Origin of the sequence: Microcoleus sp. (assembly GCF_041354475.1) — a bacterium.
Taxonomy (GTDB): Bacteria; Cyanobacteriota; Cyanobacteriia; order Cyanobacteriales; family Microcoleaceae; genus Microcoleus.
The window spans coordinates 19546-34794 of sequence record NZ_JBGJZU010000037.1 but is presented as its reverse complement, the minus strand read 5'-3'; the positions used below and the strand labels follow the sequence as shown (position 1 = coordinate 34794).

The window sequence follows — 15249 nt, the reverse complement described above, 5'->3', positions numbered from 1 at the left end:
TTTGCTTCGTTTTTCGCCGACTTGTTTTTTGATTGCCGATGCAAGTCCTCACCTACCTCATACTTACGAATAAACACTGTGTTATGGGCGCAATTTAAAGCCCACTGGAGTCTACAATCAATTGTCAGCCAAGAATATTGGTGGTTTGGAACTTGCGTAGAGAATTTAAAATAGTTGAGTTATCAGTTAAATTACGTAGTCGCTCCCGTGTTTTGGTTGTCTTAAATCTAGATACACATAAACCCATTGGTCACGTATTGAGGGGGGACACGATCGGGATTTTTAAAGTTGGGCGACAGATCCTAAAACGGAAAAATATTTTAGGGTGTTATGACCACAGGTAGATTAGTTATTTAATCAACTGAGACTGGCTATCTCTACAGGGTTAGTAGGGGTTGTCCGCTACTGTCTACTATTCGACCGATAGCAGGAGTCATGAGGCAGAGGCGATCGGACCTCATGTTTGAGCGATCGATCCTCAAGGACCCCCGCGCCTGGAGCTTCCTATATTTGCTTCTGGTTTGCCCACAAAATTGCCCAGCCCACGGATTCACGCTCTACAGTAAATGACGGCAACGCTCAGTATAGCTTGTAAGGACCCCGATCGCGCGATCGATCGAAAATTTGGCCTTTTGGCCAATGTTTTTTAGTTCATTGGGGGGCAATATTAAGAGCATCAAGTTGGCACTCCATCGCTGAGCATATAATCTTTAACAAGAAGATATTGTTAAATAATGGATTTATGAGAGTTTTGTGTAAGGTTACACAGCTTTGCGTACAAGTCGCGTGCATTCACGCCCCTGGAGTGTCAAAATATGGTGATGTCGATCGCATACAAAACTTTTGATGGGTAAAAAATTATGCTCGTAACTTGCTTGATTCCCTTAACTCTGTTTTTAGTGGCTGCGGTGATTACTACAGGGACTGACAGAAGAACCCTCGACGGCATTCCCGCTCCTATAGCGGCCATCATTGGCATGGGTTGTTTAATCTGGTTTATGGCGGTGTGTCCTTGGCCGATCGAACTCGGTCTGGTGCTAGTCGTGCTAGTTTGGGGCAAAGCTTACGTGCAAAATATGTTGAATTTTCAGAGCCGGCTGTGAAACAAAGTGGCTATCCACTAATCACTGAACCAAGCTGGACAACCAGCGATCGCGGTGAACAGATAGCCAGCCTCAGTTAGAAGTAGGTTAACTCTAGATTGTCCCCAGAGCGAGCTGTTAAATTGGCAAGCGATTGATATCTTTATTAGAACCAATTACCACCATCGCCTCACCCTGTTTCAAACGCTCATTGGGCTGTGGATTAATTTCAAATTTCTCATTTCGCCCCACTGCAAGCAAATTCAAACCGTATTTGCGACGGAGTTCCAACTCCGCGATGGTTTTGCCATCAAATTTTTCAGGAACGAGCAACTCAACTATACTGTGATCGGGATCGAGGTCGAAGCGCTCTAAAATACTGGGTTTTGTCAGAGTACGTGCCAAAGAGTAGCCCATTTCTCGTTCGGGAAAAACCACATGATCTGCCCCGACTTTTTTGAGAATTTTTAAGTGAGTTTCCGAAGAAGCTTTAGCTATGACATTAGTTACCCCGCCTTCCTTAAGATTTAGGGTTGTGGTAATACTTGCTGCTAAGTAATTGCCGATCGCCACAATGACTGTATCAAATTCAAATAAGCCTGCTTCCTTAAGAGCCGTAGGCTCGGTAGAATCTAACTGTACAATATGAGCAGCAATGCGATCGCTCAAAGCTTGAGTGACTTTTTTTTCATCGCTATCAACCCCCAAGACTTCATAGCCTAAACTGTGCAAAGTCGAACACACAGCATTGCCGAAGCGTCCCAAACCAATAACTGCAAACTGCTTGTTTTCAGCGCGCAAACTGCGAAAAAAGTTTAAAGATGATGGGGTCGCTCCAAGTTCCGTCACTTGTGGAAAAAGGCATCAATAATAAGAGAGCACCTAGGGTAATGACGGCTATAAAACCCAAGCAAATAGTTCGCGAGACAGTCATTCGATTTGAGATTTTAGATTTGAGATTGAACGTGGGTTGAAATTTCAAACATTCGGCCTTGAGTTCCGGCTATAGAATCAGATCTACCCCTGGAACTTAAATCGCAAAAGATGACAAGAATGGCAAAAGAACGGTAGAATTTCTTTAATAACTTGCGATCGTGCGATGACATCAACACTTTACCAGCAAATTCAGCAATTTTATGACGCTTCCAGCGGTCTGTGGGAACAGGTGTGGGGCGAACATATGCACCACGGTTACTACGGCCCGGATGGAAACTTAAAGAAAGAACGCCGACAAGCTCAGATAGATTTGATTGAAGAACTGCTTGACTGGGCAGGAGCACCATCCGAGACCCAAATCTCTGAACCTTACAGCATTCTCGATGTCGGCTGTGGCATCGGTGGCAGTACGCTGTATTTGACCGAAAAGTTTAGTTCTGTAGCTGGAAATAATTTTAGGTTAGATGATGAGGTCGATCGCAATTTTAGTCGATCGCCTGGACAAAGTAAAACGGAAACTAGGATTACAGCTACCGGCATTACTCTGAGTCCAGTACAAGCCAACAGAGCCAAGGAACGGGCTAAAATTGCTGGACTCGAAAGCAAGGTCAATTTTTTGGTGGCAGATGCTTTGAATATGCCTTTTCCTGACAACTCCTTCGATTTGGTTTGGTCCCTAGAAAGTGGCGAACATATGCCAGATAAAATTAAATTTTTGCAGGAATGTTACCGCGTCCTCAAGCCGGGGGGAACTTTGATTTTGGCCACTTGGTGTCACCGTCCAGTGGGAGAAACCGCCGGAGAATTAACAGATGCAGAAAGAAAAGAATTGGCAGAAATTTACCGGGTTTATGCTTTACCTTATGTGATTTCTTTGCCGGAATATGAAGAAATTACCCGCAGTTTGCCTTTTAAAAATATTCGGACTGCTGACTGGTCAAAAGCTGTGGCTCCTTTTTGGGATATAGTGATCGATTCTGCTTTTACTCCTAGTGCGATTTGGGGTTTGTTGACTAGCGGTTGGACGACCATTCAAGCGGCTCTGGCGCTCTCGTTGATGAGTCGTGGCTATCAAAGCGGATTGATTCGTTTCGGGTTGATTTGTGCTGTCAAATAACTCTGGAAGCACAGGGAAGCAGGAATCAGGAAGTGGACGGGGAGGGTAGGCAAAGAAAGTAGATGGGGAGGATGGGGATGGTAGGCACGCACCATCCACTACCCCTACAAAACCCTGATTTGTCACCAGAATGAAACAGCCCTGCCCCCAAGGGGGGTTGCCCCATACTCCATTCCCTAGGCCCCATTACCATTAGCCATTAAACCAACCACTTTCTCCAGCAATTGCTGCGGTTTAATCGGTTTTACCAAACAATCATTAGCTCCCGCAGTCACCAAATAAATCTCACTAGCTGGAATTTCTTGAGCAGTTAAAGCGAGAATGTTCATATTTTTAGTAGCTGGTTTTTGGCGCAATTTTTGAATAATCTCTCCGCCATTCATACCGGGCAAACGCATATCAATAATCACCGCATTTGGTTGCAATAGTTCAATTTGTTCTACCGCCCCCGAACCTTCAATCATCCACACCACCTGAAGTCCCGCTGCTGTCAATATATCGCAAATCTCCATCGCCGTTTCTTCCTCTTCTTCTATCAGTACCAGACTACCTCGCAAGGAGGAAGAATGCAGGGGTAAAGATGAATTTAATTTTTCATACTTTAATTTTGAGTATTCCTCTTTAGTGAGACTCTGAAGGGGTATGAAAACTGTAAAAGTAGATCCTACATCTACGGTGGATTCAACTTCGATCGCACCGCCGTGGAGTTCTACTAACTGTTTAGTTAACGCTAATCCCAAACCGGTACCACCGTATTCGCGACAGTAGGGAGAATCCAATTGTTGAAATTTTTGAAACAAGAGAGAACGCTGATCTTCGCGAATTCCAATGCCCGTATCTTTGATTTGAAAAACCGCGATTCTGCCTGGGGATGTAGTACCGGGAATCCGCACTATCGGTGTGCGTTTATTATCTTCTGTTACCCAAATCCGCAGGATAACTCGCCCGCCTTCGGGAGTAAATTTAATCGCATTTCCTAAAAGATTAAAGAGAATTTGTCTCAAGCGGCGTGGGTCAGCGGTGAAGAGGTCGCATTCTTGATTAATCCGCTGTTCTTGCACCAGTTCGACCCCTTTGGTCACAGCTTTTTCCTTGAGGGCGTGCAGACTTTGAGATGCTAATTTAGAAAGAGAAAATTCGCTAATTTTTAAGACTGCTTTTCCCGCTTCTACTTGGGACAAATCCAAAATATCGTTAATTAATTCTAATAAGTGATCGCCACTGTCGCGGATGGTTTTTAGGTACTGTCGCTGTTTGGCGATCGGCACTTCTTTACTGCCCACTTTGCCATAGGACCAGCGCAGCAGCGTGTCGGAAATGCCGATGACACAGGTGAGGGGAGTCCGCAATTCGTGACTCATAGCTGCTAAAAATTCGCTCTTGGCGAGGCTGGCTGACTGGGCGGCTGCGAGGGCATCGCGAAGTTCTGTGGTGCGTTCAATTACCCGCTGTTCTAAGGTGCGCTTTTGCTGCTGCACTTCAGCATAGAGTTCGGCTTGATAAATGGCGATCGCCAAATGTTCTGCTATTTGCTGCAAAAAGATTTTTTTACTTTCTTCCCAGTCGCGACAAGTAGAATGGTGGGCAATTAGCAGTCCCCACAATTCATCTTGAACCACTATGGGCACTAGCAATTTAGCCCGCACCTTAGCTTGTCGCATCAAATTTAAAAAACATGGCTGGGAAGCATAGGCTTTTTCCACATCTTTAAGGGCAAATGTTAAACCTTTACGATATTTTTCTTGGTCGATAACTCCCTGTGGTAAGCAATTAGCATCTTCGCCAAAATTCAGGACAGAGGAAATAGTATTATTTGCTAAAGATTCGTAGGTTACGCGACCTAAATACTTGCGATTTTCTTGATGCAATTGCCTGTTTGCAGGTTGATTAAATAGCGTTAAATTTTCTATATCTAAGTCGTGTTTTTCCGCTTTCTGCGATTTTTCAAATTGATAAATTATCAAGCGGTCTACTTCCAAAAAATCTCGAACTCGTTCCACTGCTTTTGACAATATTGCTGGCAATTCTAAACTCTGACGAATCTGAGTTGTTACCTGATTTAAAAGTCGCTCCTGTGCGAGTTGCTGCTGCAAAGCATCTTCCACTGGTTGACAAAATGCTACACAAGAATTAGGGATGCTAACTTCACCAACCATGTCTAAATTGTGGCTGTTTGGGTTTTCTTCATTTCGCCCTTGTTCCGATAAATTGCTCTCGATTATCCCTGGATATATACCCAAATAATCGTTGTTTTTCCGAGAGCTATCGGCAATAATCCCTAGCAAGTCGAAAGTGAATTTACTTTGAAGTTTCGGTGAATTTGGCTTGATATTTTTGAGTCTTTTTTTGAGAGCAATCGGGTCTAGGGTGAGTGAGGCCTCTGGCGTTGTTGTGGAGAGTTTGTCGGCCAGGGGAGAGAGAAAATTTGCGATCGCCTGCGGCTCGAAAGTCAACTCCACATTCCATAGAAGATCGAGCTTATTTGCACTTTCTTGATGCTGGTTTGTACCTAAATTATTTTGCCTTCCACGCACCAAGGCGTTAAACCGCTCCGACAACAAGGCTGCAAACCTTTCGGATGGAATTACTTGCTCATTTTCCAAGGAAAGGAAATTTTGCTCTCCCAGCCAAATCGCCCCTGGAAGTTGAACCATTTGCTGTAACAAATGGTACACAACCTCCAAGGTTGTTAGTGGTAAAGTAAGATTTAAGGTTTTTGGTTTCAATCTAGGTATTTTCCCGGTTGCTTTAAATAATCAAACATGAAAAACTGTGTTTTGGAGATGTAACCTCAGTTGCAGCAGCCATTACCACTTCCAAAAACTTCAGAGGCAAGTAGTAGTCAGGGAATTTTAGGCTTGAGCTTCAAAATTTTCCTCAAGATAAAAAGCTTATCTGGTGGGGAAGGATAAACAATCTTATTTTAGTATAATGTAAATATATAAGTTGTTAACTTCTACTTATTGACACTACAGGGTAAATGAGCAATCTAAGTCACCTCGCCCCCGATTCCACAATCGGACATCTGCCGTCTCACCAGTTCCAAGTGAGTTCTACAACTCTGGGACAAGTCGTGGCTCAAAAATTTGGGCAAGAGCCAGAACTGCCGGGAGTTATTATTACTCATAACTCTCAGGTACTGGGCATGATTTCTCGCGTCAAGTTTCAAGAGCAAATGAATATTCCCGATCGCGTAGAACTGTATGGGGAGCGCCCGATTAGATTCCTGTTAGATTTTCTGAGAATTCCGCCTTTGTTGCTGTCGGAAAAGTGGAAAATAGACGATGCAGTACAAGCAGTTCTCAATCGACAAAAAGACCTGGTATACGAACCCATTATTGTGGAAATGGAAAACCGCAATCTCCGCATTCTGGATGTCCATACTTTGCTAATGGCTCAGTCTAATATTTTAACACAAGCTAACAAAATAATTCACAAATATCGCTTAGAAAGACAAAAATATATCGCCAAGATTCAACAAGAACAGGCCAAAGTTCAAGAATACAGTCAACTGTTAGAGTCCAGGCAGCGTCAAGTAGAAAAATCTCATCATATTCCCAATCCCCAGCAAGCTGCACTGGTCAAACAAGCTCAAGAAATTTCTCAACAAAATCAGCAATTTTTGAAGATTGCCAAGTTGATTTCGGCAGAAGGTCGTGTGGCATTTCAGGCTACTTTTCAGGGCGCTAATGCTATTTGCAACAATACAGATAAAATTTTAGGGGTTGGTAAAGCAATAGCTAATGATTTGGAAACGGTTAATCGCACTTCCAGAACAATCGGGGAAGCGATCGAACAAGTGAGGCATTTAGCAGTACAGGTTGCCGTAGTCACAAATCAAATGGGAAATCAACCTAATGGTTTGAGTCAAGTGAGTATGGAGATTGCAAGACTTGCCAGTAAAACTTTTGAATTGGGGACGCAAATGGAGCAAATAGGAAGCAGATTTAAACTGCGCGTTCAAGCACTGACAGAGGCGGCCAGAGCTGGTGCTAATGTGGCTAAATCAGTTACAGAAAAAATTGAGCGGGCAGAAATGGCTCTGTTAGATTTAGAAGAATTTATCTCAGAAAAAGATGGAAATTCTGAATCTAAAAATAAAATACATTTGCATGAAAATGAAACATCTACTTCTCTAATTCAAGAAATACAGCAGGCAGAAGTAGCAGTTTCTCAGTTAGAAGACATTGTTAAGCAGCAAGATTCATCGCAATATCTGATTCAAAAAATTCAACAGGCACTCAAACACAAAAAGCCATGACTGCGAGTTGATTTTTATAACTCGATGGGACGCTTTTACCTGTTGTTTGATGTGAATTTAAGAGTTTAGTATCAGGCTTTACCACCAAATAGAAGGTATTTAAATAGCGAAAAATAATCTCATCAAAAACCAAAACCTACCCTGATTGAGAACTGTAAATCCATGAAAATTCTAATAGTAGACGATGACAAAATGACGGTCAATTTACTGACACGCTCCCTGGAGGCTCACAATTATACTTGCAACACCGCAGGAGACGGTGAAACAGCCTTGCAATTGGCGCAAATCTACGATTACGACCTAATTCTGTTAGATGTAATGATTCCGAAACTCGATGGAATTAGTGTGTGTCGAGAATTACGATCCTGTGGCTACCAAATCCCGATTTTATTGCTGACAGCTTTAGACAGTAGTGGGGATCGAGTCCAAGGTTTAGAAGCTGGTGCAGATGATTATGTAGTTAAACCCTTCAATGTACCGGAATTGCTAGCTCGAATTCGGGCTCTGTTGCGTCGCGGAAAGGCCAACTTGTTGAGTCAAAATTTGACTTGGGAAAGATTGCAAGTTAATCTGGATACTGCGGAAGTAACTTATGGAGAAAAAGTGCTGCACTTGACTCCAAAAGAGTACAATTTGCTCGAACTTTTTCTGAGAAATCCCCGCCGTATATTCAGCCGCAGTGCCATACTCGATCGCATTTGGTGCCCTGGGGAGTTTCCGCAAGAAGAAGCTGTTACCGCTCACATCAAGGGCTTGCGACAAAAGTTGAAAGCAGCGGGGATGATGGTGGATTTAGTGGAAACAGTGTACGGGCTGGGCTACCGCCTCAAAAGTCTCCCGGAGGATGTCGATTTCCCAAAAGTAGCTCCACAAATCACAGAAAATCCCAAAAGTCAAGCAGTTTTATCCAGCCCAGCCACCACGCCTATTGATGAAGTTAACCTCAACTCCCATCAAGCAAAAGTCTGGGCTGTGATTGCAGAAATTAGGGCAAATTTCCAAGCAAATTTTACAGAAAAAATGGAGATATTTGAGCAGGCGATCGCCAACTTAAATGCCGGAACTTTGGACGACAAAATACGACAACAAGCTCAGATGCAAGCTCACAAATTAGTTGGTTCTTTAGGAACTTTAGGGATGCCAAAAGGTTCGGAAATAGCGCGCAAGCTCGAAGATTTATTTAAGACGGAAAACATCTTTCAACCAGGGGCTAAACAGCAGATAGATACCTTAGTTAATTTGCTACAACGTATCTTCGATTCGCCAGCAACAGCACCTGAGAATGCTCCTGTCGATCGCGTTTCGAGCCACCGTCAATTGCTGATCGTGGATGATGATACTTGGCAGAGCGATCGCCTCAAAACAGAAGCATCAGCCTGGGAATTTGACATAGAAGTAGCACTTTCTGGGGAAGCAGCCAAAATGGCGATCGCCAACCAGCCACCAGACGCGATTTTGGTAGATTTAAACTTTTCCAGAAGCCAGGAAAACGGACGTCCTCTCCTAGCCGAACTCCTCCGTCACAAACCAGAAATTCCCGTAGTTGTTTTTAGCGACTACAACCAATTGAGCGATCGGGTAGAAGTCGCGCGTTTGGGAGCTGCGGGCTTTTTACACAAATCCATGCCTCCAGCAGATATACTCAAAGCAGTCGATCGGATTCTTGACCAGACTAGCCCAGCAGAAGCTAAGGTGATGGTGGTAGATGACGACATACATCTACTGGCAGCCATCAAAATTATTCTCCAACCTTGGGGATTTCAACTAACCACATTAGACGAACCCAAAGATTTCTGGGAGGTACTAGAGACAACTTGTCCCGATTTGTTAATTTTAGATGTAGAGATGCCCGGTTACAACGGTATCGAACTATGTTTGGCAGTACGCAACGACTTGCGCTGGGGCAAACTCCCCGTGCTATTTTTAACCGCTCATTCCGAGTCAGAAATAGTCAGCCAAATGTTTGTCGCAGGTGCTGACGATTACGTGAACAAGCCAATCGTAGAACCAGAATTAATTGCTAGGATTCTCAATCGTTTAGAGCGGATTCAACTTAGATACAAGCTGGCACTCACCCAACGTTAACCATCCCTAACTAGGTGAAAATATAGCCTGTCTCAGTAACATGAGCTACGGCGGGTTTGTCGGTAATAGGCATCGCCCTGAGCGAAGTCGAAGGGTAATAAGTAATAGGTAATTCCAGGATGGGTAATTTGAGGGCTAGGGTGCATCTGTGTTTTGCAAATATATTCGTAGGGGCGAAGCATGACCGCAGAGAATTTATTAGTGATAACCAGAGATTTACAGCGGTCATGCTTCGCCTATGCAAAATCGGGATGCTCCCGATAGCTGGTTAGCTACAGACGATTATTTATGACCGATTACCCATTACCAATTACCGATTAGGAATTACCGATTACCGAGTACCCATTAACCATATAAAAAAATGATGATTCCCCCAGACCTAGATATTTATAATATCCCATGCCCACCAATTCACAGCCCTGGCTACATTCAATCTCATGGCATTCTTTTTGTATTAGAAGAACCCCTTTTGAAGATAGTACGAGTCAGCAACAATATAGGGGAAGTCCTCAATTTAGAACCCCACGCAATCCTAGGGAAATGTTTTGATGAATTTGTGGTATGTCAAAAAAACGATTCTCTGAGCGCAGTTTTTTCGGAAAAATCAAACACGACAGTTAATATTATTTTACACCTCAAACATCTCAGCACTAAACAAGTCTTTAATGGTAAATATTACCGTACCAATAATTGTTTAGTTGTTGAATTGGAACCTAGATTGTCCACGGAGTATAAAAACTTTTTTAATTTATTTACTTTAATTAAAAAAACATTAACCAAAATTCAGAATGCACGAGATATAAAAAATCTCTATCAGATAGTTGCCCAAGAAACAAGAAAAATTATCGGATTTGACCGAGTGATAGTCTATCAGTTTGATACGGTAGATGCTGGGGAAGTTGTAGCCGAAGACAAAGTAGATAGTTTGAACCCTTTATTGGGATTGCACTATCCAGATACGGATATTCCTCAGCTAGCAAGACACCTCGCCACCCATAATTTAATTCGGTTTATTCCTGATATCAACTTTCAACCTGTAGAAATAATTCCTGCCGATAATCCATTGAATCATCAGCCCCTAGACTTGAGTTTGAGTAGTTTACGAAGCGTTTCGCATTGCCACATTCAATATCTCAAAAATATGGGTGTTGCTGCTAGCTTGACGATGAGTATCATCAAAAATAAAAAGCTGTGGGGATTAATCGCTTGTCACCACCGAGAACCCAAATATGTCAGCTATGAAGTGCGCACTGCTTGCGAACAGCTTGCAAAAATTATCGCTTTAGAACTCAGCGTAAAAAAAGATAGTGAAGACCGGGAATATGAAGCTTATTTAAAATCAATTTTTGCAGAATTTACAGAAGATATTTCTCGCGATAACCGTTTTGCTGAAGGTTTACTCCAACATAAAGAACGGTTGCTAGAATTAGTTGGTGCTAGCGGTGCTGTTCTATGTGCCAAGGAAAATTTAACACCGATCGGCAAAACCCCGGAATTGGCAGATATTCAACAGTTAATTACCTGGGTAGAAACTCAATTAAATAATGATATTTTTTATACAGATTCCTTGCCCAAAGCTTATCCAAAATCCGAAAAATTTAAAGAAGTTGCTAGTGGCTTGTTGGTGATGGCGATATCTCAGATGCAAAAGCATTATATTTTGTGGTTTCGTCCTGAAGTAATTCAAAATGTCAACTGGGCGGGTAAACTGAACTCAACGCTGGAATCGGAGTCTGCTACTAGCAGTTTGTCTCCTCGCAATTCCTTTGAATTGTGGCAACAAACTGTGAGGTTAAAATCTTTACCTTGGAAGCAGTGCGAAATCGCGATCGCCCAAGAATTGAGAGTGACTCTTGTCGGAATAGAGTTGCGGAGAATAAATCAGCAATTAACCCTCGCTTTGTCTGCTACGAAGATGGGTTTTTGGGACTGGGATTTGCAGAAAAATTATATTACTTTGTCGAGGGAACACGAACAGTTGTTTGGATTAGCACCCGGAACTTTTGACGGAAGTTGCAAAAATTGGGCAGAGTGCATTCACCCCGAAGATTTAACAGATGTCAGAAATAGTATAGCTGTGGCCAGAAGCGATCGCCAAGATTACGTTCAAGAATACCGGGTGCTTTGGTCCGATGGTAGCATTCACTGGATTGAGGCGAGGGGCAAATTTTTTTACAGTGAAGAACGCGAAGCGGTGCGGATGGTGGGGACTGTCATAGAAATTAGCGATCGCAAAGCCAAAGAATTACAATTGCGCCTGCTAGAATCAGTTGTCACCACAACTAATGATGCTGTTTTAATTACCGAAGCTGGACCCATTGACGAACCAGGCCCGCGGATTATTTATGTCAATCCTGCCTTTACCCGACTCAGTGGATATACTTTAGAAGAAGTCATCGGCAAAACTTCCCGTATTTTGCAAGGAGAAAAAACAGACCGGGCAAGTCTAGAGCGCATTCGCACAGCTTTGATCGATTGGCAACCAGTGCGGGTAGACTTAATCAACTATCGCAAAGATGGCACAGAATTTTGGGTAGAATTGAGTATTGTTCCCATTGCTGATGAAACTGGTTGGTTTACCCATTGGGTGGCTGTGCAGCGCGATATTAGCGGACGAAAAGAAGCGGAAAACGCCCTCCAACAACTCAACGAAGAGTTAGAAATACGAGTTTGGGAAAGAACTTTAGAACTCGAAAAATCTCAAGCCGAAGTCCGGCAAAGTGAAGCTTTATTTCGATCTCTCAGCGAGAGTTCTCCCGTGGGCATTTTTAAAATTGATGCTGAAGGGAAATTTATCTATGCTAATCCCCGCTTGCAAGCAATTTTTGGTTTCACCTTGGCAGAAGCTTTAGGGGAAGGCTGGATGAAGTTCGTGCACCCAGAAGACATCAACCGCATTTTATCATTGTGGTCGGCTGCACAATCTCTCGATCGCGAATTGGCCTGCCAGTTCCGTCACATCCGCCCGGATGGCACAATCCGCTTTTGTCGAGTTAAAACAGCCCCTATTATTTCCGAGGAAGGTCAACTAATTGGTCACGTCGGCACTGCCATAGATATTACCGAAAGTCAGGAAATTGACAAAATGAAAAATGAGTTTATTTCTATCGTCAGCCACGAACTCCGAACCCCTCTTACCTCCATTCGCGGCTCCTTGGGTTTGCTAGCTGCTGGAGTGCTAAAAAATCAGCCGGAAACGGCCCAACAGATGTTAGAAATTGCGAAAAACGATACCGAACGCTTAGTGCGTTTAGTAAATGATATTCTCGACTTAGAAAGGCTAGATTCCAGTCAAGTTACCCTAAATAAGCAGTGGTATGATGTTGCTGATTTGATAGAGGAGTCGGTGAAAAGTGTACAAGCTTTAGCTGATGAAAGTAAGATTAATTTGTCGATTTTATCGAAATCAGCGCAAATTTGGGTCGAACGAGACAGGATCGTTCAGATGCTGGTAAATTTACTTAGCAATGCAATTAAATTTTCACCGGCACTGAGTACCGTAACTGTGAGGGTCGAAGATTTGGGCGATCGGGTTTTATGTCAAGTCAAAGATTCAGGGCGGGGTATTCCTGCTGATAAGTTAGAGAATATCTTTGGGCGGTTTCAACAGGTGGATGCTTCTGACTCTCGCCAAAAAGGAGGCACTGGTTTGGGTTTGGCTATCTGTCGCAGCATCGTGCAACAGCATGGTGGCAGAATTTGGGCTGAAAGTTTGGTGGGAGAGGGAAGCAGTTTCTATTTCACACTCCCTGCACCCTCCTTTGAACGCGGACGAGAATAAAAATTTGATATATTTAACCTTTTGAGTCTTAATTTATGTCAGCAAAGCAGATTCTAGTTATTGATGATGAAAAAAATCTCTGTAGCGTCATTCAGGCCTGTTTAGAACATTTAGGCGGTTGGGCAGTGCTGATTGCCCGCAATGGCAAGGAAGGATTGCTTGTGGCCGAAACTCAACTCCCTGACGCTATTCTACTAGATGTGATGATGCCGGATATGGACGGACTGACTTTGTTTAGTTTGTTGCAAAATAATGCGGCTACTCGGATGATTCCGGTGATTTTCCTAACTGCGAAGGTACAGGCTCTCGATTTGAGCGAATTTGCTGATTTGGGGGTAGCGGGAGTGATTGCTAAGCCTTTTGACCCTTTGAAATTAGCACAGCAAGTGGCGGAAATTCTCCGGTGGTAAGTATTTGGCTGGAAATCCCGAATCATGGTACCACCAAAATGATTTTCTTCATAATTTCCTCACATTCCTCAGATAATGTTTAATCCAAGGTCTTCCATGGAATATCGATCGCAGTTACAAACTTACTTATAAGACTCAGCGATTGCTAATAGCTACTACATCAATTTTTGTAAACTCCTAGAGGACTCAGAAATAACAGGGATATTTAAGCTTAATTTTGGCTGCATAGTAGTTAATCAGTGTTTAGGAACTGGGAAAATGAATAAAACTCTTGTCAATCTTACCTTAGCCGTAGTCACAGAGGAAGTGGAAAATATCTTGGATTCTTATCCGAGATATCCCTACCAAGAAGCTTTTGCGCCTTCGGGCTTGAGACAGGATTTAATTGCTTATGTACTCAGTCGCATTCCCAATACCTATACTGCGATCCCATCGTCGGATGCGATGTCACATAAAACCGTCCAGGTGCGGTGTTCTTCCGAACAGTTGATCCATATAGAAAACTTAATTCACACAGGGATTAGTGATGTCCTCCACAGCTATCACAAGACAGACCACCGCCTTCCTAGTCAAACTTGGAATTTGGGCATCGCGAGAATTGCGAACAGATACAGTTCTACAGCAGAAAGTCAAACGGTTAGACACTGCCTACAAAAATTTCTTTGAGGGGCGTGGTTTTCCTAAATTTAAAAACCGCAGTAACTTTACTTCTTTCACTTTTGTGATGGGTGTAAAAATACAGGGTAATAAAATTTACTTGCCAAAGTTGGGTTGGATGCGTTTTCATAAATCGCGCCCAATTTCTGGTATTTTTACCATTAAAGCTTGTGCGGTGAGGAGGCGACAAAATGGCTGGTATGTATCTATCCGTATCGAGGATAAGTCTATCCCTGATTACACGACAAAACCTCTTAGCCGAAACTGCGGTCATATCGATAAGTCTAATCGAGACGGCGAAAAGTTCATCTGCACTGAATGCGGATACCACGAACACGCCGATATCGGTGCAGCAAAAACTATTCGCGATCGAGCTTTGAATTTGGTACGCGGGGACTCCGCGAAACCTGGCGTTAGCGCCTAAACGCCCAAAAGATATCCTCACGCTCGATTGAGCAAACGTGAGGAGTTTGGGAACCCTGGAAACAGGGATATTAAGTTGGAAACATCTTAAGAATCCTCGCGCCTTCAGGCCGAGTGAGTGTCAAATATCCCCTTTATTTCTTAACCCGCGCAGGCGGGTTTTGTTTGTCTAGGAGCGGTTTCAACCGCCCAATCATAGAGGGGGTAAGATACTACTAAGTAAATCCACTTAATTAAACGTAAAATACGGATGACCGAAAAGCTGACTGCATAAGTCTTCTTCCTTCTTCCTGAATTTCCCCCCTTGGGGGGGGCAGGGGGGGGGTGACTTCTTCACATCGATCTTCTACTTATAATTCCGTAAATTTGCTGAAAAATCTGGTTTGTTTAGTCGGAGGTTTTCTCGTATTTATGGTGATAACTAATGGTTATCATTTAGTCAAATCAAGGGTTTCAGCTTTCATTGTTAAGGATTTTAGTATCAATTGCTACATTGG

10 protein-coding genes are annotated in these 15249 nt (G+C 43.1%); 8 read left to right on the top strand and 2 right to left on the bottom strand.

Annotated elements, in window-relative coordinates; genetic code table 11:
* The first annotated feature begins 860 nt into the window (after positions 1 to 860).
* A complete protein-coding gene (locus ACBR23_RS15355; protein ID WP_341739440.1) occupies positions 861 to 1103 on the top strand; it encodes a hypothetical protein in 243 nt (80 codons plus the stop codon).
* 117 nt (positions 1104 to 1220) lie between these two features.
* Here the strand turns inward: ACBR23_RS15355 and ACBR23_RS15350 are convergent, their stop codons facing one another.
* On the bottom strand, positions 1221 to 1931 hold the full coding sequence (locus ACBR23_RS15350; protein WP_371120267.1) for a TrkA family potassium uptake protein: 711 nt from the start codon (positions 1929 to 1931) through the stop codon (positions 1221 to 1223).
* Positions 1932 to 2181: 250 nt separating this feature from the next.
* On the opposite strand from ACBR23_RS15350, the gene ACBR23_RS15345 reads away from it, so the two are divergent.
* Entirely contained in the window at positions 2182 to 3135 is a 954-nt protein-coding gene (locus ACBR23_RS15345; protein ID WP_371120266.1) for a methyltransferase domain-containing protein, read from the top strand.
* 176 nt (positions 3136 to 3311) lie between these two features.
* Here ACBR23_RS15345 and ACBR23_RS15340 read toward each other — a convergent pair whose 3' ends face one another.
* Positions 3312 to 5861, bottom strand: coding sequence for an ATP-binding protein (locus ACBR23_RS15340; protein WP_371120265.1), 2550 nt, complete (start codon positions 5859 to 5861; stop codon positions 3312 to 3314).
* A 254-nt stretch (positions 5862 to 6115) separates the two neighbouring features.
* Between ACBR23_RS15340 and ACBR23_RS15335 the strand changes: the two genes are divergently transcribed.
* From ACBR23_RS15335 to ACBR23_RS15310, 6 genes are all read left to right on the top strand, one after another.
* Positions 6116 to 7396, top strand: a complete 1281-nt coding sequence (locus ACBR23_RS15335) for a chemotaxis protein (protein WP_371120264.1) — start codon at positions 6116 to 6118, stop codon at positions 7394 to 7396.
* Between the two features lie 162 nt (positions 7397 to 7558).
* Positions 7559 to 9481 (top strand): response regulator, encoded by a 1923-nt coding sequence (locus ACBR23_RS15330; RefSeq protein WP_371120263.1) that lies wholly within the window; start codon positions 7559 to 7561, stop codon positions 9479 to 9481.
* Between the two features lie 361 nt (positions 9482 to 9842).
* Complete coding sequence (locus ACBR23_RS15325; protein ID WP_371120262.1) at positions 9843 to 13262, top strand: PAS domain S-box protein; 3420 nt, start codon at positions 9843 to 9845, stop codon at positions 13260 to 13262.
* A 35-nt stretch (positions 13263 to 13297) separates the two neighbouring features.
* Entirely contained in the window at positions 13298 to 13672 is a 375-nt protein-coding gene (locus ACBR23_RS15320) for a response regulator (protein ID WP_341733225.1), read from the top strand.
* 258 nt (positions 13673 to 13930) lie between these two features.
* Positions 13931 to 14338 (top strand): hypothetical protein, encoded by a 408-nt coding sequence (locus ACBR23_RS15315; RefSeq protein ID WP_371120261.1) that lies wholly within the window; start codon positions 13931 to 13933, stop codon positions 14336 to 14338.
* A 109-nt stretch (positions 14339 to 14447) separates the two neighbouring features.
* Complete coding sequence (locus tag ACBR23_RS15310) at positions 14448 to 14753, top strand: zinc ribbon domain-containing protein (protein ID WP_371120260.1); 306 nt, start codon at positions 14448 to 14450, stop codon at positions 14751 to 14753.
* Positions 14754 to 15249: the final 496 nt, after the last annotated feature.

What these genes read in the sequence shown, in the direction of transcription:
- ACBR23_RS15355 (WP_341739440.1), top strand. Translation starts at nt 861, where the DNA reads ATGCTCGTAACTTGCTTGATTCCCTTAACTCTGTTTTTAGTGGCTGCG.
- ACBR23_RS15345 (WP_371120266.1), top strand. Translation starts at nt 2,182, where the DNA reads ATGACATCAACACTTTACCAGCAAATTCAGCAATTTTATGACGCTTCC.
- ACBR23_RS15335 (WP_371120264.1), top strand. Translation starts at nt 6,116, where the DNA reads ATGAGCAATCTAAGTCACCTCGCCCCCGATTCCACAATCGGACATCTG.
- ACBR23_RS15330 (WP_371120263.1), top strand. Translation starts at nt 7,559, where the DNA reads ATGAAAATTCTAATAGTAGACGATGACAAAATGACGGTCAATTTACTG.
- ACBR23_RS15325 (WP_371120262.1), top strand. Translation starts at nt 9,843, where the DNA reads ATGATGATTCCCCCAGACCTAGATATTTATAATATCCCATGCCCACCA.
- ACBR23_RS15320 (WP_341733225.1), top strand. Translation starts at nt 13,298, where the DNA reads ATGTCAGCAAAGCAGATTCTAGTTATTGATGATGAAAAAAATCTCTGT.
- ACBR23_RS15315 (WP_371120261.1), top strand. Translation starts at nt 13,931, where the DNA reads ATGAATAAAACTCTTGTCAATCTTACCTTAGCCGTAGTCACAGAGGAA.
- ACBR23_RS15310 (WP_371120260.1), top strand. Translation starts at nt 14,448, where the DNA reads ATGCGTTTTCATAAATCGCGCCCAATTTCTGGTATTTTTACCATTAAA.